Here is a 23,018-nt window from a genome sequence, read left to right on the forward strand (position 1 = left end):
CAATCAGGTATTGATATGCGCCAAGCAGGAATGAACCGCTCCCACATGCAGGGTCAAGGATTTTTATCTTTTCTATCTGTCTCGGCGTCTTTCCCTCAATTAATTTACCAACAGTATTTTTAACGATATAATCAACGATATATTTTGGGGTGTAATAAACGCCTCCTGCCTTTCTGACTTCCGGCTTTTCCTCAACTTTAACCATCTGCGGCGTTACTCTAATCGTGCTTCCAAGATAGCGTTCATAGATACTGCCAAGAAGCTCAACGCCTATTGCGTCAAAACGGTAACGGCTTTTGGGGAAATAAAGGTTTTCAATAATTTCAGCCAAGAGACCAGAATCCACATCTGTCGTTTCACAGGCATGAGGTTTAAAAATATCTCCGTTTAAGTCATCGTTAATCTCATGAAAAAGGTCTGTCAGATGCGTCATTATTGATTTTCGTTTGCCTTCTTCTTTCCACTGAGCCGCAATTTCCCATAACTCTCTGTCAGGTCTGATCCTCCTGTCTTCGGCAATGCGGATAAAGATAATCCGGTCAAGAAGTCTCTGAACGACATCATTCAGCAGTTTTACGTCAAACTCCGGATTCCTCTTATGAATGTCTTTTGCAAGCCCTGCCCTCCAGATGGTGAGGTCTTCAAGAAATGATTTATCTGGCGGAATCCTGAGCCGTTTGCTTTTGGTGTCTTTGGGAGAAAGGGCTTCAAGAGAGCCTTGCTCCACTCTCTCTTTGGATAACTCCCACAGTTTCTCAAGATTTTCAGAATAGCCAGTGTATTTAAAATCAAAAATAAGCCCTTCATTTGGAAACTTCGGATTTGGCTTCAGAGAGGCGTCAAATAGTTTGAATTCTTCAAAATCTGTAAGGATTACAAAATAAACTTCTTTGGTAGACCATGCATAGATTTTTGCCTGAAGGATGTGTTTTACATCATCAAGCGCAAGTGAGGGGGCTTTTGCCTCCACAAAGAATTTGGTGGCGCCGTTTATGCGGAAATTATAATCCGGTCTGCCTGTTGTTTCAGGTGAAAGCTCAACAATAACGTCTCTTTCATGAGGAGGTTTCTGTGCCTTATTTTCTATATCCCACCCAAGCGCTTTGAAGAAAGGATTTATAAAATCAACCCTGACCTGCGCCTCGGGATAGCCTTTGGAAAGATAGTGGGGCTTGTCTTTCTCAAATTTTGATATTAAAGTTTGAAGTTTTTCTCTGAATGAATAAATATCAGACATGGTTTAATTTAACCGATTATTCTCTCGCAGGCTAAAGCCTGCGGCTACATACTAAGCTTTACTTTTTCTCTCCTTATACATTTTCACAAGATATTTCAGCTCTTCGCTTTTCATCAGGTGCATTATCAAAAAGTATACTGCAAGGCAGAGCACAATCACGCCCGCTAAAATGCCGGCCTTTCCAGCCGCCCTGCCGCCTTGCCTCCACATGTCTCCGCTTATCATCATCCAGCCTGCGGCTCCCATGACAAAAGACGCAAAAGAGATTTTTGCAAAAGACAGCATGATGTTCCTTGCGTCAACCCTTCCTAATTTCTTTCTTAATGCCATAAAAAGCAGTGCAAAATTCACCGTTGACGCCATGGCGTTTGCAAGCGCCAGCCCGCTGTGCTTCATCGGACCCAAAAGAAGCAGGCTCAGAACGACATTTGTTATCAGGGCAACGGCGGCTATCTTCACAGGGGTCTTTGTATCCTGCATGGAATAAAAACTTGCAGTAACAATCCTCACGCCCACTATCGCCCATATCCCGAGGGAATAAAAAAGCAGGGCCTCTGAGGTCCCGATGGTTGCGGCATATTCAAATCTGCCCCTCTGAAAAAGTATGTTCACTATCGGCTCTCTCAATGCAATCAGTCCGGCCATTGCAGGCACGGTCATGAAAAAGAGCATCCTAAGGGCAAATGAAAAATCGCTTCTCAGATTTTCAAAGTCGCCTTTGGCGGCATGCATGGAAAGGGTCGGAAGCACTGCCATGCCCATTGCAACGCCGAATATGCCTATCGGAAACTGTATCAGACGCATGGAATAATAAAGATACGTGATGCTTCCCTCGGCAAGATATGAGGCTAAGATGGTGCTTATGAAAATATTTATCTGCGCAACAGCCATGCCCATTGTTGCAGGCAGAACCAGCAGGGACATTTTTTTAAGTCCGGGATGTCTGAAGCTGAAATCCGGCTTAAGGCTGTAGCCGTTTTTAAAAAATGACGGCAATTGAAACGCAAATTGCACAAAGCCGCCCAATACCACGCCGATAGCAACTGCGATAATAGGCTGTTCAAGCCGCTGTACAAGCAGAAGCACTACTGCGATTGTCACCACATTGAGCAAGGCAGGCGCAAACGCAGGAATGAAAAAGACGCGTCTTGTGTTTAATGCGCCCATGACAAATGCGGCAAGGCTGATGAATAATAAAAATGGAAACATCAGCCGCGTAAGAAGCACTGTCAGTGAAAATTTCTCCGACATTTTTAAAAACCCCGGGGCAATGACCGCAACTATGGCAGGGGCAAAGATAATTCCCATAATACAGATTAAACCGACGAAGATAAAAATAAATGTGAAGGTAATCCTTACGAGTTTTTCCGCCTCCTTGGCCCCCTGTTTTGTCTGATGTTCTGTAAGCACGGGGATAAAGGCAGAGGACATAGAGCCTTCGGCAAAAAGTTCCCTGAGGAGGTTCGGTATTCTGAATGCAACAAAGAACGTATCCGAAAGACCGCCGGCTCCGAAAAATACAGCCAGAATCATATCCTTGATGTAGCCGAGTATCCGGCTGATAAGCGTGGCTATAGACATTAAGCCCGCAGCCTTTGTTACTTTTTTCTTTTCATCCATTGGCTTAATTTGAAATTAACATCTCTTATTTTTGTTCTTTGACTGCTGTCTTGTATTTTTCCCGCGCCATTTTAAAAATCGCAAAATACTCCTGTGTCCTGAAATCAGGATAGGTATAGGGCAGTGTCTGATAGTTTTTGCCTGAATAAATCAGCGTTGTCTCACCGTAGATGCCTTTGCCGAGATAGACCCTGTGGGAATAATCCTTTGTGGATACCAGCACGACTCTTGCGGAGTCAAGATAGCCGGGGTCCAGGTTTATCCTCCTGCCGCCCTTAAATCCCCCCTCACCCCCCTTTGGCAAAGGGGGGATGGGGGGATTATTTTCTTTGAGGTACTGTCTTTCAAGCTCACTTGTCTTTAATTTTATTTCCGCTATGGTTTCAGGGGATATCAGCTTCTCAAAGAAGATAAATTTTCTTTTTAAATCGCCGCCCATTTCTTTTGAATAATGATCAGTATATCCCCATTCCATGACAGGGCTTTCAAGGTCTATATTGCCATAGAGTTCTACGAGCTTTCTCCTGAGCGTGTCAAACATGCAAATCTCCGGAGAAATCATGCCTACAAAAAGCTTCACAGGCTGAGGAACAGATTCTGTTTTATTCATAAGCAGTTAAATAGCTTTTTATCTGCCAGTTATAAAATGACGGCATAAATAACAGATGTAATTATATCAAACCTTTAAAAAATAAGTGAAAAATTTGACAGGGTGTCATAAAAATAACACTTGACAGATTGATTGGTTTTTGATTGAATTGAATTAGTTTTTAAAAGGGTTTTAAATTGCAAAGGAGGTTTATAGGTATGGGGGAAGAAAAAAAGAAGATAGGGTTGGCAAATTTATGGAAAAATGAAGATTGGGTAGCAGTATGGCTTGGATTCCTCATAATTGTATTAATTCTCGCCTTTTATAACTGGAAGGTATTTGACCTCACCAAAATCAATGCAAATTTCAAATGGACTACTGACGGTCAGATTGCATCCCGCACTTCAAAATGGATTAATACCATAGACCCGCTTATAAAAGATGCAGAGGAAAAGCAGGAACTTGGTACTGTTGCAAGGTTACAGGCGCTTAAGGATGCATTGAATCAAAGAGACCGTTCAGCCATTTTGAAGGCAGCGGGAAAGGTTGAAAACATAGGAGGAATTCCCGGGGAACTGGGCAAGGAAATCTCTGACCGTTCAAAGGCTGAGCCGGCAAAAGCTTTCAAATGGGCTAATTTATTCATAGTAATTAAAATCGGAATAGCTTTTCTTGCCCTCTCAGTAATCGGGATAATACTACTTGGACGCTCTGTCGGCAAATATATCGTCGGTTTTCCCATTGTTTTTATCTTTGCATGGCTTTCACGATTCCTTGCAGGCAATGCATTGCCGACCGACTGGGGAATTGAATATGTCATTTTCGCATTAATTATCGGTCTTGCCATCAGCAACACCGTCGGTATTCCAGCATGGCTGAGAGAGGCAGTGCAAACAGAATACTATATCAAGACAGGGCTCGTCATCCTTGGCGCAGGATTGCTCTTCTTTGAAATAATCCAGGCAGGTGCGCTCGGCATCATACAGGCGCTTTTTGTTGTAGTTGTCGTCTGGTACAGTTGTTTCTGGCTCTGCAGAAAACTCAAGGTTGATGATGACTTTGGCGCAATGCTTTCCACTGCTGTTTCAATCTGCGGAGTCTCTGCAGCCATTGCGGCCTGCGGCGCAATAGAGGGCGACAAAAAGAAGCTCTCCTATGTCACCTCGCTTGTTCTCATAGTGGCAGTTCCAATGATGGTTCTTATGCCGTGGGCTGTTAAGGCATTTGGGATTCCTGACATTGTAGGCGGTGCATGGCTCGGCGGAACACTTGACACAAGCGGCTCTGTTGTAGCGGCAGGAGCGCTTATAAGCGAGCCGGCAATGAAGACCGGCGTCATAGTAAAGTTCTCACAAAATGCCCTAATAGGCGTTGCCGCATTTATCCTGTCTGTCTGGTGGACATTCAAAAAAGGTGCGGCAACAGGCGAAAGACCCACAGCGCGTATTATATGGGAAAGGTTTCCAAAATTTGTACTGGGATTTCTTATTGCATCAATTGTATTTTCTTTTCTTCTGAATCTTGATACGGTCAACGACACAAAAAAGGCGCTAAGTGAATTGAGAACATGGTGGTTTGCGCTTGCATTTGTCTCTATCGGGCTGGAGACGCGATTCCTTGATATGGCAAAGATGGAAGGCGGTCGCCCTGCGCTGGCGTTTATACTCGCACAGTCATTTAATGTTGTCTGGACGCTGATACTGGCTTATCTCCTTTTTGGCGGCGTCATCTTTGCAGTGCCTGATATACGGTAAAAAATAAATGCTTGTTACTCAGGCTTATGCCTGACTGTTATATATTTTAAAAATGAAAGGAGGTGACTATTATGAAGAGTGTGGTAAAAAAATGCGTTGTTATTGCGCTGTCAGTGATGTTTCTCGCAAGCGCAGGTTATGCTGCTGACGCTAAATATTCCGCGGACACCATTCAGAAGGTTGATGAATATAAGATCCTTAAAAGAGACAAGAAAGACATGCCGGAATCTCTTGCCGGCATTACAAATATAAAAGCGGAGGATTTAAAGTCATGGCTTGACCAGGGGAAAAAGTTTATTCTTCTTGATAACCGTCCTGCTGATGAATATGAGAAGGAGCATATTCCGGGCGCTATCAGGCTGAATTCGGATGATATTCTGGAAGACTCAAAACTGGCGGCACAACTCGGGCTTAAGAAGGATGATGTCATTGCCAACTACTGCAATGGGGTTAAATGCTGGAGGTCCCCCGCCACCTCGGTTATGCTGCATTCGTTAGGGTACAAAAACATCAACTGGTATCGTGACGGGCTTCCCGACTGGGCTAAGAAGGGTTATGCCACAACAGAGGGAAAAGAACCGGGCGCGTGGAAAAAATAAATCACTATATTCACAAGACCCCGCAGCAGCGCTCAAATTTAAATTCTTTGCGCTGTGGGGTCTTGTGTCAGCCATAACGGTTATTGCAAAATTATCTTTAGTATTACAAATGTTAAATGCTAAATCTGCATGCAAAGTTTGCTATGAATCTCTAAATTCTACCATCCCCTATGGTTTCAAAATTTTTAAAATAAGGTGAAATTTTGGATTTAGGTTCAATTGGTAAAATAAGTTTTGATATAAACTTCATCTATGGTTTTTTAAGTATTATAGTAATTGACCTTATCCTTGCCGGCGACAATGCCATAGTTATTGCAATGGCAGTAAGGTCTCTTCCGCCACAGCGGAGGAAAAAGGGGATTATCTTAGGGGCAGGCGCGGCCGTTTTACTCAGAATAATACTGACTTTTTTTGTTGCTCAACTCCTCCAGATAAATTATTTGAAACTTGCAGGCGGCGTGTTGATTTTGTGGATAGCTGTAAAGCTTTTTATGGAAGGAGTGCCTGAAGATAGCTCAAGGAAAGAGGCTAAAACACTGATGCAGGCAATGAAGCTAATAGTTGTTGCCGATATTACAATGTCCACTGACAATATGCTTGCAGTAGCCGGAGCTTCGCATGGCAATTTGTTCCTCCTTCTCTTCGGACTTAGTCTAAGCATTCCTTTTGTTGTCTTTACAAGTAATTTGCTTTCCATGCTAATGGACAAATACCCGATTATTATTTATTTTGGGGCAGCTATACTCGGGACGGTCGGGGGAGAGATGATGATTACAGACCCTGTTATTGTGAATTGGCTGAATCCGGGCAAGGCACTAATCTACTCTGCAGAGACTTTTTTTGCACTCGGCGTTATTGCCGCAGGAAAGCTGTGGATGAAATGGAATATTTCTAAAGAGGAGCAGAAAGAACAAATTCATGAAAATACATAATTATTACATCAGCAGACCTGCCTGCCCTGCCTACCGGCAGGTTTTGCAAATTACATGATAAGAAAAATTAACTCTGTGGATTAAGGAGAGGCTTATGGCTATACTAACCGTATCAAGAGAATTTGGAAGCGGCGGAAGGGAAATTGCCCAAGCCGCAGCTGCGCTTTTAAATTATGAATCTATTGACAAACAAAGGATTTTTTCCGACTTAAAGACTTCAGGCAATGAGTGGGGAAAATGGGGGGAGTATCTTGACGAGCACCTCCCTACCATATGGGAAAAATATGACTGGTCTTTTAAGGGATTTTCTGCGCTTATCCAGAGCCGCATTTTTAATTATGCCCTTAAAGATAAAATTGTGATTATCGGAAGAGGTGGAAATTTTTTGCTCAAAGACATTCCTGCTGCACTTAGAATCCGCATAGTTGCTCCTGTCGGCATGAGGATTGAAAGGGTTATGATGCGTGAGTCAGTTGACAGGGATACGGCACAGTGGCTTATAAAAAAAACGGATAATGAAAGAGCCTGTTTTATACACTCTATCTACGGCAAGAAATGGGATGATCCTACAGAATATGATAAGGTGTTTGACGCCGGCATGCAGAAAGAAGATGAAATAATAAATATCATCAGGACTATAGTGCGGGAGAAAGAAGCATCTGCAGCGGGATTTGAAATTCTCAGGATGCGGGCAGAGGCTGCAAAGATAAAGGCAGGGCTGTTTATTAATCCAAAATTCTTTATCCCGACATTAGATGTTTTTTATGATGGAAAAGTCATTGTCCTGCGCGGAGTCGTACATGGTCCGGGAGAACATAAAGCCGTAGAAGAAGAAGCAAAAAAGCTTGCTAAAGATTTGCCTGTCCGGTGCGAGCTTCATTACAGGGGATAACACATGGGAAAAAGAGAAATTATTTTGCGGTGAAACTACACGCCGAGCATTTTATGACATATCCTGCACTGCTCAGGAGCATCGGACAATAATTCTGCCGTCTGCCTTTTTATATTTTCGCCGTCTTTAAAATAGAAAAATATCTTCTCAAAATTTCTTTTTCTTTCTGTAAAGCAATCTCTGAATTCAGAATATTTCCTGGTCTCCCATACTGCATGAAAAGATTCCTTGAAAATATTGCCAAAGCTTAATGTTTCAAGGTGGTGTTCAAAGCCGCAGTATATCCTTTTAAATGGCGCTGAGACCGGCGGATATAGATACACACAGGGAGAAACATTGCCATCTACTGAAATATAGAGATTGCTTAGAGGGTTTTCGCTGCATACAGATACTTGAACAGGCGACAAAGACGGCATTCTGAGATTTATTTTTAACTCCTTAGCCTTTTTTTCCACCTCTTTCAGGAATTTGAGCCCTTGACTCTTATTTTCATTACATATAAACACCCTCTGGTTTTCCTGCCATTCATTCGTCACATGAATTATGTTTGTTAGAATTACTGTATTGATGCCGATTTCTTTTGCAAGTTTAATCAATAAAGGAACCTCTGATATATTATCCTTCAGCATAAGATAGACAATATGTAAATTCGGGCTCTTGAGCTTTCTATCTTTCTTAATCCCGTTAAAAGCCTGAATATTGTTAAGAAGGTCTTTAAAATCTGAATTTACTCTTATGTAATTATGAGTATCCGGTGTTGCGCCAGCCAGGGAAAAGCCGATAAAATCAGCGCCTGCATTAATAATTTCAGAGATATATTCCCTATTCAGCCCCTTTCCGCTTGTTACAAATCCTGCCTGAGCCCCGCCTTCTTTTACCAGTCTTATAGAGTCAAGGAGGTTTTTATAGAGCAACGGTTCACCCCATCCTGAAAGAACCACAAACTCTACATCTTTAAAATAGAGCCCAAGCCTTTTGAAATCATCAATGCCCATATCAGCTCCGTGCCAGTCTCCAAGTCCTGTCCTTATGCACATCCTGCATTTGAGAGGGCATCGTGTTGTAAGCTCAATCTGCCATGCTGAAAATGGCTTTCTTTTGCCTTTAAAGACTTGTTGGCAAATATCTTTATTCATAAGCGCAAGATATTTTTTCTGAAGTTTTTACGGCCGGCAGACTTTCACACACAAACCGCAGATGTACTGGCCTACGCTGTGCGCACTGGCAAAATATTTTAGTTTTTCAAGACAGGCTTTTTTATTCCAGTCTTTATGCGTTTCTTTAATTGCAGATACCGGGCATACCTCTATGCATTTCCTGCAATTGCCACAGTTTTGTGCGTCAGGGAATTCCTTGTAAATCCCCCCCAACCCCCCTTTTTCAAAGGGGGGCAATGGGGGGATTTTTTCAAAGGTTGGTGAGGGGGGATTGAGCGGCATATCTGTAAGGATTGTTGCAAGCCTTATTTTTGAGCCGAATTCAGTATGCACCAGTAGATTATTTCTTCCAATCCAGCCGATGCCTGCCCTTAACGCTATCATCTTATGGGAAAGATGGGCTGTCTGCTTTTCCCAGTCAACAATCTGGCTTGCAGGAATTGGAAGCGCCCTGTATCCCATTTGCTGAATTGAAAGCGTAAGTTTCAGCGCAGTCTGGTCAAGCAAAAGGTTTAGCATTTTATAATGATGGAGATAGTGGCGCGTGGGACCGGTTATGACGCCTTTAAGCACAGAATCAGAGACCTGAACTGCAAGCGAGATGCCGTAAGATAATCCCTCTGTCTGCTCAGGGGACAGGGCGTCAAAGTGCTGCCTTAAATCCTCTATATGCCCAACGCCAAAGGCAGATATGCCCTCTGAGAGGGCAAGGTTTTTTAATTCATCCTTCAACCTTCATCCCTCAACCTTTGCCTTAATTAAAGCCACTTCTCAATCAATGAAATAGACTCGGGCAAGTCCCATTGTCTTGGACCGACTATCTTTTCCCTGACTATGCCGTTTTTGTCTATTATGAAAGTCTCAGGGATGCCGGTAATGCCGTAATGCCTTGCAACCATATCCTCAGAGGTCATGAGGGATGGAAACGTAAGTCCGTTCTTTTGTACATATGCCATAGCATCTTTTGGGTCGTCTCTGTAAAGCATTCCTAACATCTGAAACGGCCTGCCCTGCATTGTTTTATTGAGGATTTCCTTGTACGGCGTCTCAGTATTGCATGACGGACACCATGAAGCCCAGAAGTTTACAAATACTACCTTGCCCCTAAGACCGGAGAGTTTCCATGTCTTGCCGTTCAGGTCTTGCAGTTCAAAATCAGGGGCAGGCGAGCCCACGGATGCAATCTCTATATTTTGGGATATATCGCCCGGTAGAAATCTAATGACTAAAAATCCGAGAATTATCAAAACAATAAGAATGATTCCTTTGTATTTCATTTAAGCCTCCATATTAAATAAAGATACACGATTCAGGATAGAAAATTTTTTCTCTTGCGTGTATCTTCAATCATGCATCATGAATCATGCTTCGATTTTAATAAACACACTGCCTGCGCCGCTATTCCCTCGCCCTTCCCGACAAATCCCATGCCTTCATTTGTCTTTGCCTTAATGTTTATCAGGCGGGAAGGGATGCCGCTTTTTGAAATTGCCGTTTTCATTTTATCAATGAAAGGCGCAAGCCTTGGTTTCTCTATCATAACAATTGTATCCAGCCATGACACTTTAAAACCCTTGCTCTTTGCAAGTTTTACGGCAATTGAAAGCAGTTTTACGCTTGATGCATCCTTCCATTTTTTATCAGTGTCAGGGAAGTGCAGGCCTATGTCTCCAATGCCGAGCGCTCCGATTATCGCATCAATTACTGCGTGGCAAAGCACATCAGCGTCAGAATGTCCGGATAAACCCTTGTTAAAGGGTATCTCTACCCCTCCAAGGATAAGTTTTCTCCCCTTAACAAGCCTGTGACTGTCATAACCAATGCCTATTCTCATAAAAAACTAATCAATTCATCAATTAGCATTTATAAATTATCATTTAAAAATTTGCAATGTTAAATTTTAATTGGAGATTTGCTTAATAGATACTCCACCATTCCCATATCCTCAGGCGTTGTAACCTTTATATTATACGGATGCCCAAGAATTATTTTTATCTTACCGCCTGTTTTTTCAACGAGCGCCGCATCGTCAGTGGCATAGAATCCGGTTTTTTGCGCCCTGTCATAAGCCTTTCTAAGCGCGCCGTAGCGGAAGACCTGCGGGGTCTGAATCGCCCGGAGTTTTTCCCGTTTTTTTGTGGACAAGATAATTCCGTCATCGCCGGCTTCTTTTATTGTATCCTTAACCGGGATGCCCGGTATAACGCCGTCAATACTTTTATTGCCCTGAATTTCAGACAACAATTTTTTTATAAGTTCTGCTGTGACAAAGGGCCTTGCCCCGTCATGGATTAAAATTAAATCCTTATCTCCCCTCCCTTGTCGGAGCGACCCTTCGCGGAGACCCGCTTCGGGACGGGAGGGGATGAAGGGGAGGGTGTTAATATTATCATTTGCTATCAGGCACAGCGCATTATAAACAGAATCCTGCCGCTCTTTTCCGCCCATGGCTATACGTTTTACCTTATTGATATGATAAGTCTGAATCAATTTATGCGTCTTGCCTATATCCTCTTTCCCAATGACCGGAATAATCTCTGTGATGGATTTAACGCTGTTAAGCCTCTTTAACGTGTGAATCAGAAGAGGGACTCCTAAACAATCAACAAATGTTTTTTTTTGAGAAGCGCCTAACCGCCTGCCTATGCCTGCCGCAGGGACTATTGCAATTATCCTGCCGGAAACTAACGACGCTTTGCGTGTTATGTTTTTAGCCATTATTAATGTTTTGCCATTCTCAGTTCTTCCCTGTCAAAATCCTCTTTGAGCTTTGTGAATATCATCCTTCCGCTGGTGGTCTGAAGCACGCTCGTTACAGTAACGTCTATATTTTTATTTATCAATCTCCTTGCATTATCAATAACAACCATGGTCCCGTCCTCAAGGTAGGCAACGCCCTGATTGGACTCCTTGCCTTCTTTGATTATAAATACGTTCATGGTCTCGCCGGGCAGGACTACAGGCTTAAGCGTGTTTGCCAGCTCATTGATGTTCAGCACCGATACTCCCTGAAGCTCTGCCACTTTATTCAGGTTAAAATCATTAGTGATAATCTTGCCGTTCATCATCTTGGCAAGCGCAACCAGCTTGGAGTCCACCTCTTTTATCTTAGGGAAATCCTGCTCAACAATCCTCACTGTAACATTGGACATTTTCTGGATTTTGTGGAGTATATCAAGTCCGCGGCGCCCCCTCGCCCTTTTTAAAGAATCCGCTGAGTCTGCGATATGCTGAAGTTCCTGAAGGATAAACTGAGGCAGTATGAAAGTTCCGTCTATGAACCCTACCTCGCAGATGTCGGCAATGCGGCCGTCAATTATCACGCTCGTATCAATAATCTTTAGATTTTCCTCGCCAATGCCTCCCTTGAATACCTTGAAAATATCCGCCAGAACAAATCCCCTGCCTCTCCTTATGCCGACGAGCAGTCCGGTGTAGCCTAAAAGCGTGTTCAGTATAAGCGGTGCATAAATATTGTCCAGTCCGCTGTAGAAAATCCTTATCGGATAATAAAGCAGCCGCGCAAAGACAATGCCCAGCGACAGTCCTATTATTCCTCCAAACATTGAGCCAAAACCGAGTTTGCTTAAAAGAAATTCAAGGATAAGCCCGAGCGCGCCTATTCCGGCGCCAATGATGATGCCCTGATAAATTTGCCCTTCTTTAATCCCTAAAAGATACCCTCCTACTACAAATACAAGTAAAAATATAAGCCTTGAAATTATCATAACCCCTTCTTTCTGTTAAGAATATGCCTTGATGGTGACATATAACCTATGTCCACCCCTATTAATTAATAATAACACATCGCCCTCCCTTATGCGCCGGGCAGCAGCGTTAAATTCACTTAAATTGCTTACAGCCCTTTTATTTATCTCCTGAATGACATCTCCCTTTTTAAGCCCTGCGTCATCTGCCGCTCTGTCCGGGTCAACCCTGACAACTACAACACCCTTTTCATCCCGCGGCAGGCCTAATTGCTTGGCTATCTCAGGCGTAAGCTCTATGACGCTTAAACCTGCAATGCCGTTTTCTCCGGAAGGCATTTCATTTGATTTTTCCCCGGCGTCGGAGAACTCTTTTGGCAGTTCGGCAATAGTTGCGCTTAGCTGAATTGTTTTCCCTGCCCTCATAATCAGCAGTTTTATAGCGCTGCCGATATCACTTTGAGCCACCATATTTCTTAGAGACTCAACATCCCTTATTGTTTTACCGTTAAGCTCAAGGATTACATCACCCCGCCTTAAGCCTGCCTTTTCAGCAGGACTGTTTTTTGAGATATCGCTGACCAATGCGCCTTTAAAATCCTTAAGCCCAAACTGTTTGGCCAGTTCAGGCGTGACTTCCTGAATTGTAACACCGAGCCACCCCCTTACGACCTTGCCTTTTTTCACAAGATGCTCCATAACTGACTTTACCATGTTGCTCGGCACTGCAAAGCCTATGCCCTGATAACCGCCTGTCTTTGTAAAAATTGCCGTATTTATGCCGATAAGCTCTCCTTTAATGTTAACAAGGGGCCCGCCTGAATTGCCCGGATTTATCGCGGCATCGGTCTGGATAAAATCTTCATACTCTGCAATCCCCACGTTTGCCCTTCCAAGCGCGCTTATTATTCCCATGGTGACTGTGTGGCTCAAGCCGTATGGATTTCCGAATGCAAGGACAAACTCACCCACCTGAAGCTCATCAGAGTCGCCCCATTTTATCGCAGGCAGGTCTTTGGCAGATATGCTTAAAACCGCTATATCGCTCTTCGGGTCAGAACCTATAACTTTGCCCGTGTAGTCCTTCTTGTCAAATAGGGTGACCTTAATCTCGTCGGCTTTTTCAATTACATGATAGTTTGTTATTATGTAACCGTCAGATGAAACAATTACGCCGGAGCCGAGGCTCTGTTCCTTCCATTTTTTCGGCACGCGGAACGGTTCAAAAAAATCATTAAAAGGACTGTCAAAATCAAACATGCGCGGCAACGGCACGTTTCTCCTTATCGTCTTTGTGCTGGATATGTTCACAACCGCCGGACCGACGGACTTGACAATATCAGAAAATGCCGCGCTTTCCTTTGCAAGGTCGCCCGGAACCCTCGGGGCATAAACCCCGGGATAAGTGATTTTTTTAGGCAGGAATCTGCCCAGGTTGCTGCCGATTACAATACCTGACACTATGGCAATTACAACAAACAATATGATGGTTTTTTTCTGCATCTGATAATTATACATCTCATTATTTCATGTTGTCTACCCTGCCAAAAACCGTGATGGGTAAACCGTAATGCGTAATGGGTTAAAAAACACGCCTCACTCCTTACGTCTCACTATCTTTATGGGTTGTGTTAAACTATTCGTTATGAAATCCTTTGTTGTTGCAATTACAGGCGCAAGCGGCTCTGTTTACGGGTTAAGGGTTATTGAGGAACTGCTTAAAGCCGGGCATAAGGTTCATCTCATTATTTCCCGCACGGCATTTTTAATCATTAAAACCGAGACAGGGATTGATTTTTCCGGCAGGACAGAAACAGAGATAGAGAAAAGGGTACAAAGGCATTTTTCTTCAAAAAATATCAGGTACTATGGCGAACAAAACCTCTCTGCGCCAGTCTCAAGCGGCTCATTTATCACAGACGGCATGCTTGTCGTGCCCTGCTCCATGAAGACGCTTTCCGGCATTGCAAGCGGTTATGCTAATAATCTGATTGAACGGGCGGCGGATGTTGTATTGAAAGAAGGCAGAAGGCTTATCCTTGCGCCCAGAGAGATGCCCTTCAGCGCCATACACCTTGAGAATATGCTTAAGCTTGCCCGCCTCGGCGTAGGAATAGTCCCGCCAATCCCTGCCTTTTACCAAAAGCCCAAAAAACTCTCCGATATTGTAGATTTTGTGGCAGGGAAAATTCTTGACAGCTCCGGCATAAAGCATAACCTCTTTAAGAGATGGGGGTAAAAATTATGCTAATTAGCAAATCCGTCTATATTCTGCCTCAATATGAATCTATCCATTAACGGCACTGCAAAAGAATATTTGCCGTGCCTGTTTTTATATACAAGTCCGGCATTTGTCAGTGACAACAACATTTGATTGACGTGGCTGCTGCTGAAGGAATTCGTCAAGTGTTTCTTTGACTCTTCAACAACCTCTTGTACAGTAAATTCCTCCTGACAATTACTTAAACTTGCAATAACCGCCAGAAGTTCTCTTTGCCTGTCAGTTGCCTTTGCCCATCTGCCGGAGAAAAAATCTTTATCAAGTTTCATTATAATCTCTTCTATAGGAACGTGAGGATATTTCCCATCAGAGATTTTCTGAAGAAACACATCATAAACCTCTCTACATATAAACTGAATAAAATATGGATAACCGCCGGATTCTCTTATAATAAGTTCTATAGAATCATTATTAAACTTGATCGGACATTTCGCATCTTCAATTGGTTTAATAATGGCGTCTTTGCTTTCTGCACGATTTAACTTATCAAGAAAGACGACTCTGAACATTCTTTCCGAGAAGGTTCGGGCTTCCACCAGTTTTGGAAAAAGAGTCGGCAGGCCTGTTAATATCAGCATAAAGGGGATATTTTTTTTCTGGATTGATTGAAATACATCCAGCAAAAGCGAGAGAGGATACTGTTCCTTCTCTGCATGATCGGTCATTGTCTGAGCTTCGTCATATGCAAAAATTATCCCACGGGCATTGTATGGCTTAAGGCTTTTCCAGACAAGTTCAAAAATCCCCTTAAGTTTATCTGAAACCAAACCTGGAATTGATTTGAAAATATCAATTAACGTATTGTAGTTAAGTTTATGGTCAATGACTGATTTTCCGGCAGCAAAGCCCAATGCTGGTTTTTCCTCTCTCTTTATCGTAATATTTGACGTTACAACGGAAAGATCAGTAATAAGGCGCAATGCAATAGTTTCTTCACTGACACTTGCTGACTCGGATAAATCAGTGCCGACCCATAACCACTTACATTCTATTGCCAGCGGTTTAAACTTATCCAAAAGAACGGTTTTACCTACTCCCCGCAATCCTGTCAGCACCATATTATCAAGGATTGTCGTTTGCTCAAGGAGTTGGAGAAATTCATTTGTCTCTTTTTGGCGGCCGGCAAGGTATGGCGGCATATGGCCTGCCCCGGGTTTAAAAGGGTTTGTAAATGGCGGATTTTTCATATTTAGCCCTCCTAATACTATCGGCTTAATTTAGTCTTTAGACTAATTTTATAATATTAATTAAATTAAGTCAAGTGCATTATAGAATATAAATTTCCGCATACGAAAAATCCCCCCTTATATTAAAAATATTTATAGGCGCTATAAGGATATGTAAATTTTTCTGTAAATTTTTCTTGACACTAAGGGTTCACGGTATTATTCTTAGCAGCATGTTGGGCAAACGCCTTTTTGTTTTTATTAAGTCTTAAACATAATATTCCCTGCAGTTTTGTATAAAAGTTGCTTTATCTGTCATTCTCGCGAAAGCGGGAATCCATGCCGTCCCCCTTATCAATTACAGGGAAACACGTTTCTGCTTAAGCAAGTAACAGGGAATCTATATCAAAAAACCCTGGATTCCGTGTCAAGCACGGAATGACAGATTACGGTAACAAAATATCACAATAAAAATTAAGGGGGAAGGAAAATGAAAACAAGGGGATTAATTTATGGGCTATTGTTTAGTGTGATTTTGTTGTTTCCATCAATGGGGTTAGGCTCATGGGTCACTACTACTATTGATACCACTGGCGATGTCGGCGACTGGTCCGAGATAGCTATAGACTTATACAACAATGTGCATATTGCCTACAAGGATAGTACCAACCAAGACCTCAAATATGCAACAAACGCATCTGGTTCATGGAGTACTTATACAATAGACAGCACAGGGAATGTAGGGGATTATATTTCTATAGCTGTAGATTCAAATAATAAGGTGCATATCAGCTATCGGGATACTACTAATCAGGACCTTAAGTATGCAACAAATAGCAGTGGTTCATGGATTACATCCACCATTGATAGTACATATACTACTGGATGGGATACTTCCATAGCGATAGATTCAAACAACAAAGTACACATTAGCTATAAAAGTGAAACTAATGGTGATCTCAGATATGCAACAAATGTGTCTGGCTCATGGGTCACATCTACCATAGACGCAAATGGGTGGGATGGGGCATTTTCTTCAATAGGAATAGATTCTAATGACAAGGTGCATATTGCTTATTATGATCAGTCAAGCAATAAATTAGAATATGCAACGAATGTGTCTGGTTTATGGACTATTATTGCTATAGACTATGTAGGAGACGGATGGGCTGGTACGTGTTCTTTAGCAATAGATTCTAACGATAAGGTACACATTAGCTATTATAATTTAGATAGCGCCGATCTTAAATATGCAACAAATGTGTCTGGTTTATGGAGTACTTATACAATAGACAGCACAGGGAATGTAGGAGCCACTAATTCTATAGCTATAGATTTAAACAACAAGGTACACATAGTCCATCAGGATTCCACAAATATGATCAAATATATAACAAATGCATCTGGTTCTTGGGTCACTAATATCATTGACAGTGGGGGCTTAGGCTGGAATAGGAATTTAGCCTTAGACTTATATGACAATGTCCATATTAGTTATAAGGATACCATCACCAAAGATCTTAAGTATGCCACAAATGCCCCTTTATGCACAGACAGTGACAATGATGGATATTACGCTGAAGGTGGAGCATGTGGTCCTGTTGACTGTGATGATAATAATTCATCAGTCTTCCCCAGCGCAAATGATTCTCAATGCGACGGAATTGACAATAACTGCGATGGGCAGATAGATGAAGGCTATGTGCCGACACCAACAACATGCGGAATAGGCGCATGTCAGGCATCAGGCAATCTGATTTGCCAGAATGGTTCTATTGTTGACACCTGCACACCCAGCACACCGGGCACAGAAGGTCCATACGGCAATCCGACATGCAGTGACACAATTGACAATGACTGTGATGGGACAACTGATTCTGCTGACAGTAATTGTCAGGCAGTTGACCTTATTGAAACATCTGTAAGCAATCCGCCTGCAACTGCAACAATTGGAAGCAGTTTTCAGGTCAGTGATACTGTTAAAAATCAGGGCAATATTACATCAGGCGCATCTACAACACGTTATTATCTTTCTATAGATAAACGCAAGGATACTACAGATAAACGCTTGACTGGAAGTCGTGCAGTGCCAGCGCTGAATCCGGGCGCAACTTCACGCGGAAGGGTGAATGTAACTATACCAATTACCACGCCTGCGGGCACATATTATCTCTTAGCCTGCGCAGATGACACAAATACAGTGGCTGAGAGCAATGAGAGAAATAACTGTAAGGCATCCAGCACAACTGTGCAGGTTACGCCCTAATTGAATCATTTAAGAGGGGGAGAACATTGTCAAATGCTCTCCCCCTTTTTCATCGCGGCCGTGAATTAATCGCTTTGCCTATTCCGATTACTTAAACCCTAAAATTTTTCCTGCAACCGCATAATTATTATCAGCCTGCTGTTCAACGCGTACAATATCAATAATTGCCTGCAAAGATCTGAACTTAGTGGTTCCGGTATTCAGGACCACATTTAACAACTGGCTTAATGAGACAGGCTCTCCTGTCTCAAACAGGATGCCCGTATGGCTCAGATTTTTGCAAAACCCCTTAAATATTTTTTCCGTTCCATTAATGGTGCAGGTTACATCGGCATCAATCCTCATACGATTAAACTCCCGTCTGTCTTTATTCGGAGTTGACATGGTTACCCCCTTGTAGCAGTTTGTTAAAATGTATTTTAAAGTTTTTTTATTTCTTTTAGCAATGTATTTAAAAGTTCGCGTTCTTTTATCTTCCTGACTACCCTGCCGTGCTTAAAAAGGATGCCGACGCCCCTGCCCCCGGCAATACCCACGTCAGCCTCGCGCGCCTCTCCGGGGCCGTTTACGACACAGCCCATTACTGCTATTTTTAAAGGCTTTTTAATGGTTGTTAAGGCTGTCTCAACCTTTTCAACTATTCCCCTTATGTTTACTTCGCACCTGCCGCATGTGGGGCAGGAGATAATTTCAGGGCCTCGTTGCCTTAGGTGCAAAGCCTTCAGAATTTCATAAGCAACCTTTACCTCTTCAACCGGGTCTGCGGTAAGTGATACCCTGATTGTATCTCCGATGCCCTCGGAAAGCAATATACCCAGTCCGACGGCGCTTTTTATTGTGCCCGGAAACGCAGGGCCGGCCTCTGAGATGCCTATATGAAGGGGGTAGTCAAACTTTTTGGAAAACAGCCTGTAAGCCTCAACTGTCTTTAATACATCAGAGGCTTTTAAAGAGACCTTGATTGAGGTAAAGTTAAGGTCTTCAAGGATTTTTATGTGCCTCTTTGCGCTTTCAACAAGCGCCTCTGCCGTGGGATGCCTGTATTTTTTTAACAAGTCCTTTTCCAGCGAGCCGGCATTTACGCCTATCCTGATCGGGATTCCCCTGTCTTTTGCAGCCATGACAACTTCTTTTACCTTTGCCTTGTCGCCAATGTTGCCGGGATTTATCCTCAGCCCGTCTGCCTTGTTTGCCATTGCCTCAAGTGCAAGTTTATAGTCAAAATGAACGTCGGCAATAAGAGGAATCCTAATTTTTTTCCGTATGGCTTTTATTGCCCTTGCCGCATCATAATTTAATACGGCAACCCTTACTGCCTCGCAGCCCGCTGACTCAAGCCCCTTAATCTGCGCCGCGGTGGACACAATATCCCGCGTGTCTGTCTTGGTCATTGACTGAACGACAACAGGCGAGCTTCCTCCTATGTGAATGCCGCCGAGTGTTATACGTTTAGTTGGCTTTCTTTTTTTCATTATGGACCTTCGATTGCAAATTATTTTCTTTGTCTCCGCCCCTCTGGTAAAGCATAACCGCCTCCAGATGCTCTTCGTCTGTGACGGAAAAATGATGGGTCCCGTCGTTTTTGGAAACAAAATACAGGTATCTGACATCTGCAGGATAGAGCGCCGCCTTGATTGACTTTATCCCCGGTGATGCAATAGGTCCGGGCGGAAGCCCTTTGATGACATATGTATTATAAGGAGTGCGCCTTTTCAGATCGCGTTTTGTAATCTCCTCTCCCATCTTTTTCACTCCGTAAATTGAAGTCGGGTCAGCCTGAAGCCGCATGTTTTTCTTCAGGCGGTTGTGATAAACAGCAGAAATCATATCACGTTCCGTATCCACCCGAGCCTCTTTTTCAATGATTGAGGCAAGCGTCAGGACTTCATTCTCGCTCATGCCGATTTTTTCCGCCCTTTGCTTTAATGAATCACTAAAATTCTCACGCAATTTCTCCACAATTATCCTTAGGATATTTTTCGGGTCCATCCCCTTTGCAAGATTATAGGTCTCTGGATACAGATAACCCTCAAGGTTCGGCGCCTTAATCTCAAGGGAACTGATAAAGGATTTGTCCTTTACAAGCTTCCATGCCTCTTCATCTATCAGTTTTGCAGCTGTAAGCTTTGATTTAATGTCGTCCAGCGTAGAGCCCTCCGGTATGGTGATTGCATACTGTATAATCCGCCCCTTTCTCAGATAATTGAATATCTCCCACGGGCTCATGGATGCGTTAAGGTTATAATAGCCTGCCCTGAGCTTTTTATCGGTCATTGTTATCCTGCCCAAAATCAGAAAGACAAAGGTATCTTTTATAATGCCCTCGGTTTTTAATATATGAATGCCCTGCGTATAGGTGACGCCCTCAGGCACCCTGACTTCCTTCCACTCCCTGTCAAAAGACAGCGGCATAAAGAGATTTAAAAAGATGACAAGTCCGATAAATAATAAGACGCTGCGGATTGCAAAGTTTGTTTCTTTACGGCTAAAAAGACGTTGTCTCATTTGAAATTAGCATGCCAGAAAAAGAAGATAAAAGTAAAGAATCAGCGGGTTGTATTGACTCTGAATAGTTATCAGGTTAATCCGCCTAAGGCGGATTAACCTGATTTTTGAGCAATATCTGCATAATTCAGGCTAAGAATTTAAGGAGAGATACCCATTAAAAAATTTATTGATATTCCCTGTGGCAAGACCACGGGAAATACGCTCGCTATTCATTTAAGTGTCTTAATGAAATCATCAACAGAGATTGCCGGCAGAGTGATAAGATGGACGCTCCCCCTTGAGCCTAATTCCACCGACATCTTCATGACAGCCTCATTGCTTGGGGCGTCAAGGATGGTGATAAAATCATAAGCGCCGAGTAAGGCGTATTGCCCCAGCACCTTTATCCCCATTGCCTCTATCTCTTTGTTTACTTCCTTAATCCTGTTAGGGCGCTGCTTTATGGTCTTGCGCCCTTCATCCGTAAGATTGCTTAATGCAATATAAATAGCCATGTCAAACCCCCTTTTTGGTTGATTGATAATGCGCAGTTCTCTCTCCTTAAGGTCATATATACACCGATTTGGCAGGCTTGTCAAATCATATCTCAACCTCATCCCCTCTGAACGGGACATGGGTTTTGTATCCGAATCTCTCATTTATCAGTAACTGAAATTCCAGAGATGTCTTTTCTTCGCCGTGCACAATAAATATCTCAGGGCTGTTTTTAAATCTGGATATCCACTCAAGGATTTCGTCCCTGTCTGCATGGGCGGAAAAACCTCCGAGGGTGTGTATGCCTGCGTTGACCATGATATTTTCTCCGAGCACCTCAACAAATCTTGCTCCATCCACAATCTGCCTTCCGAGCGTCCCCTGCGCCTGAAATCCCACAAACACAATACTGCACTCTTTTCTCCAGAGATTATGCTTAAGGTGGTGTTTTATCCTCCCTCCCTCGCACATCCCTGAGCCTGCGATAATAACCGCCTCTTTCTTTATCTTATTGAGCGCAATGGAATCTTCCATGCTATGGGTGAAATGAATCCGGAGCGCATCCCTGCTTTCTATATTGAATAACTGCCTTGCCTCTTCATCAAAATATTCCTGATGCGCCGCATAGACCTTTGATACCCTCTCGGCAAGCGGGCTGTCAATATAGACATTAATCCTGAACAGCCTGCCTTCCTTTACCAGCCTATTTAGTATAAGGATTATGTCCTGCGTCCTTCCGAGCGCAAAGGAGGGGATTATGACATTGCCTCCTTTTATAAACGTACTTTTTACAATATCAACAAGTTCGTTTATTGAGTCAGTCATGCTCTTATGCTTCCTGTTTCCGTAAGTAGACTCAACTACCAGATAGTCTGCTTTCTCAACAGAAGACGGGTCCTTGACTATGGGGTTATCTTTCTTGCCTATATCCCCTGAAAAAACTATCTTTTTCTCTCCTGAGCCGTCCTCATACCATAATTCAAGGGTTGAGGAGCCGAGGATATGCCCTGCGTTTATAAGCCTGTACCTTATTCCATTAGACAAGGTTTCAACACTGCCGTAATTCTTTTTTTTAAGCAGAGGCCGCACCCTGTCCACATCCCTGCCTGTATATAAAGGCTCTATAAGTTTCCTGCCAGACCTTAATGCCTTCCTGCTATGCCATTCTGCATCAGACTCCTGTATGTGAGCCGCGTCATGAAGCATTAATTCCGTTATATCAGAGGCCGCCGATGTCGTTATTATGCTTCCCCTGAAGCCGTCCTTTACTAACTTCGGGACAAGCCCTACGTGGTCAATATGGGAATGGGTTAAAAACAAATAATCAATCTCAGCAGGGTCAAAATCAAACTGCCTCCGGTTAATCTCATCAGCGCCTGAACCCTGGCTCATGCCGCAGTCAATCAGGACTTTTGTCTTGTCGTTTGTTAATAAAAAGCAGCTGCCTGTAACTGTCCTTGCCCCGCCTAAAAATCTTAGTTTCATATTACCGCCTTATTCATATAATAAATATAATAACCATTATATAATTTTGAATAAAATCCTGCCCTGCGGGTTGACCTAATTGATAAATTTTTGTTTAACTATTATACTTATTGTTTCCTGTTTTAGGCGGGCCGCTAGCTCAGTTGGTAGAGCAACGCCCTTTTAAGGCGTGGGTCGTTGGTTCGAATCCAACGCGGCTCATAAAAAAACAGTTCACAGATGACCGTTAACTGTGAACTGTCAACTGTAGTTAAGATGTCCCCATCGTCTAGTCTGGCCTAGGACATTGCCCTTTCAAGGCAGTAACATGGGTTCAAATCCCATTGGGGACGCCAAAAATTTCAAAGGGAT

22 protein-coding genes and 2 tRNA genes are annotated in these 23,018 nt (G+C 43.0%); 8 read left to right on the top strand and 16 right to left on the bottom strand.

Going from position 1 to position 23,018, the window contains the following annotated elements; all coding sequences use genetic code 11:
* The 3 genes from HZA10_03210 to HZA10_03220 all read right to left on the bottom strand — a co-directional run.
* A partial coding sequence (locus tag HZA10_03210; protein ID MBI5195313.1) for an N-6 DNA methylase occupies nt 1–1,237 on the bottom strand: 1,237 nt, incomplete at its 3' end.
* Nucleotides 1,238–1,288: 51 nt separating this feature from the next.
* Nucleotides 1,289–2,857, bottom strand: coding sequence for a murein biosynthesis integral membrane protein MurJ (murJ, locus tag HZA10_03215; protein ID MBI5195314.1), 1,569 nt, complete (start codon nt 2,855–2,857; stop codon nt 1,289–1,291).
* 25 nt (nt 2,858–2,882) lie between these two features.
* Entirely contained in the window at nt 2,883–3,467 is a 585-nt protein-coding gene (locus tag HZA10_03220; GenBank protein MBI5195315.1) for a DUF4416 family protein, read from the bottom strand.
* A gap of 197 nt (nt 3,468–3,664) precedes the next feature.
* On the opposite strand from HZA10_03220, the gene HZA10_03225 reads away from it, so the two are divergent.
* The 4 genes from HZA10_03225 (at nt 3,665) to HZA10_03240 (ending at nt 7,623) form a co-directional block, all read left to right on the top strand.
* Nucleotides 3,665–5,200 (top strand): putative sulfate exporter family transporter, encoded by a 1,536-nt coding sequence (locus tag HZA10_03225; protein ID MBI5195316.1) that lies wholly within the window; start codon nt 3,665–3,667, stop codon nt 5,198–5,200.
* A gap of 71 nt (nt 5,201–5,271) precedes the next feature.
* The gene (locus HZA10_03230; protein MBI5195317.1) at nt 5,272–5,799 is read left to right on the top strand and encodes a hypothetical protein; all 528 of its coding nucleotides are present in this window, start codon (nt 5,272–5,274) and stop codon (nt 5,797–5,799) included.
* Between the two features lie 200 nt (nt 5,800–5,999).
* Nucleotides 6,000–6,731, top strand: coding sequence for a TerC family protein (locus HZA10_03235; protein ID MBI5195318.1), 732 nt, complete (start codon nt 6,000–6,002; stop codon nt 6,729–6,731).
* A 94-nt stretch (nt 6,732–6,825) separates the two neighbouring features.
* Nucleotides 6,826–7,623 carry a cytidylate kinase-like family protein gene (locus tag HZA10_03240; protein MBI5195319.1) on the top strand — a complete coding sequence of 266 codons (798 nt, stop codon included), beginning with the start codon at nt 6,826–6,828 and terminating at the stop codon, nt 7,621–7,623.
* A gap of 35 nt (nt 7,624–7,658) precedes the next feature.
* Here HZA10_03240 and HZA10_03245 read toward each other — a convergent pair whose 3' ends face one another.
* From HZA10_03245 to HZA10_03275, 7 genes are all read right to left on the bottom strand, one after another.
* The gene (locus HZA10_03245) at nt 7,659–8,759 is read right to left on the bottom strand and encodes a radical SAM protein (GenBank protein MBI5195320.1); all 1,101 of its coding nucleotides are present in this window, start codon (nt 8,757–8,759) and stop codon (nt 7,659–7,661) included.
* 27 nt (nt 8,760–8,786) lie between these two features.
* Complete coding sequence (locus tag HZA10_03250; protein ID MBI5195321.1) at nt 8,787–9,512, bottom strand: epoxyqueuosine reductase; 726 nt, start codon at nt 9,510–9,512, stop codon at nt 8,787–8,789.
* 26 nt (nt 9,513–9,538) lie between these two features.
* Nucleotides 9,539–10,057 (bottom strand): TlpA family protein disulfide reductase, encoded by a 519-nt coding sequence (locus HZA10_03255; GenBank protein MBI5195322.1) that lies wholly within the window; start codon nt 10,055–10,057, stop codon nt 9,539–9,541.
* Between the two features lie 77 nt (nt 10,058–10,134).
* Nucleotides 10,135–10,614, bottom strand: a complete 480-nt coding sequence (locus HZA10_03260) for a 2-C-methyl-D-erythritol 2,4-cyclodiphosphate synthase (protein ID MBI5195323.1) — start codon at nt 10,612–10,614, stop codon at nt 10,135–10,137.
* A gap of 59 nt (nt 10,615–10,673) precedes the next feature.
* On the bottom strand, nt 10,674–11,498 hold the full coding sequence (locus HZA10_03265; protein ID MBI5195324.1) for a 2-C-methyl-D-erythritol 4-phosphate cytidylyltransferase: 825 nt from the start codon (nt 11,496–11,498) through the stop codon (nt 10,674–10,676).
* 2 nt (nt 11,499–11,500) lie between these two features.
* Nucleotides 11,501–12,508, bottom strand: a complete 1,008-nt coding sequence (locus tag HZA10_03270) for a PIN domain nuclease (GenBank protein MBI5195325.1) — start codon at nt 12,506–12,508, stop codon at nt 11,501–11,503.
* Nucleotides 12,509–12,523: 15 nt separating this feature from the next.
* The gene (locus HZA10_03275) at nt 12,524–13,990 is read right to left on the bottom strand and encodes a DegQ family serine endoprotease (GenBank protein ID MBI5195326.1); all 1,467 of its coding nucleotides are present in this window, start codon (nt 13,988–13,990) and stop codon (nt 12,524–12,526) included.
* Between the two features lie 142 nt (nt 13,991–14,132).
* On the opposite strand from HZA10_03275, the gene HZA10_03280 reads away from it, so the two are divergent.
* On the top strand, nt 14,133–14,726 hold the full coding sequence (locus HZA10_03280; GenBank protein MBI5195327.1) for a UbiX family flavin prenyltransferase: 594 nt from the start codon (nt 14,133–14,135) through the stop codon (nt 14,724–14,726).
* Nucleotides 14,727–14,734: 8 nt separating this feature from the next.
* Here HZA10_03280 and HZA10_03285 read toward each other — a convergent pair whose 3' ends face one another.
* Entirely contained in the window at nt 14,735–15,907 is a 1,173-nt protein-coding gene (locus HZA10_03285; protein ID MBI5195328.1) for an ATP-binding protein, read from the bottom strand.
* A gap of 808 nt (nt 15,908–16,715) precedes the next feature.
* On the opposite strand from HZA10_03285, the gene HZA10_03290 reads away from it, so the two are divergent.
* Nucleotides 16,716–18,200: a hypothetical protein gene (locus tag HZA10_03290; GenBank protein MBI5195329.1), complete on the top strand. Its 1,485-nt coding sequence runs from the start codon at nt 16,716–16,718 to the stop codon at nt 18,198–18,200.
* A gap of 87 nt (nt 18,201–18,287) precedes the next feature.
* On the opposite strand, the gene HZA10_03295 is transcribed toward HZA10_03290, so the two are convergent.
* The 5 genes from HZA10_03295 to HZA10_03315 form a co-directional block, all read right to left on the bottom strand.
* Entirely contained in the window at nt 18,288–18,584 is a 297-nt protein-coding gene (locus tag HZA10_03295) for a PilZ domain-containing protein (GenBank protein MBI5195330.1), read from the bottom strand.
* 35 nt (nt 18,585–18,619) lie between these two features.
* A complete protein-coding gene (gene ispG, locus HZA10_03300) occupies nt 18,620–19,672 on the bottom strand; it encodes a flavodoxin-dependent (E)-4-hydroxy-3-methylbut-2-enyl-diphosphate synthase (protein ID MBI5195331.1) in 1,053 nt (350 codons plus the stop codon).
* Nucleotides 19,650–20,705, bottom strand: coding sequence for an endolytic transglycosylase MltG (mltG, locus tag HZA10_03305; GenBank protein ID MBI5195332.1), 1,056 nt, complete (start codon nt 20,703–20,705; stop codon nt 19,650–19,652). The genes ispG and mltG overlap by 23 nt, the downstream gene beginning before the upstream one ends.
* Nucleotides 20,706–20,917: 212 nt before the next feature.
* Complete coding sequence (locus HZA10_03310; GenBank protein ID MBI5195333.1) at nt 20,918–21,202, bottom strand: GYD domain-containing protein; 285 nt, start codon at nt 21,200–21,202, stop codon at nt 20,918–20,920.
* An 85-nt stretch (nt 21,203–21,287) separates the two neighbouring features.
* Entirely contained in the window at nt 21,288–22,667 is a 1,380-nt protein-coding gene (locus HZA10_03315; GenBank protein ID MBI5195334.1) for an MBL fold metallo-hydrolase, read from the bottom strand.
* Nucleotides 22,668–22,795: 128 nt separating this feature from the next.
* On the opposite strand from HZA10_03315, the gene HZA10_03320 reads away from it, so the two are divergent.
* A tRNA-Lys gene (locus HZA10_03320) sits at nt 22,796–22,868 on the top strand.
* Nucleotides 22,869–22,924: 56 nt separating this feature from the next.
* Nucleotides 22,925–23,002, top strand: a tRNA-Glu gene (locus HZA10_03325).
* Nucleotides 23,003–23,018 lie beyond the last annotated feature (16 nt).

The organism is Nitrospirota bacterium (assembly GCA_016212185.1).
Taxonomy (GTDB): Bacteria; Nitrospirota; Thermodesulfovibrionia; order UBA6902; family DSMQ01; genus JACRGX01.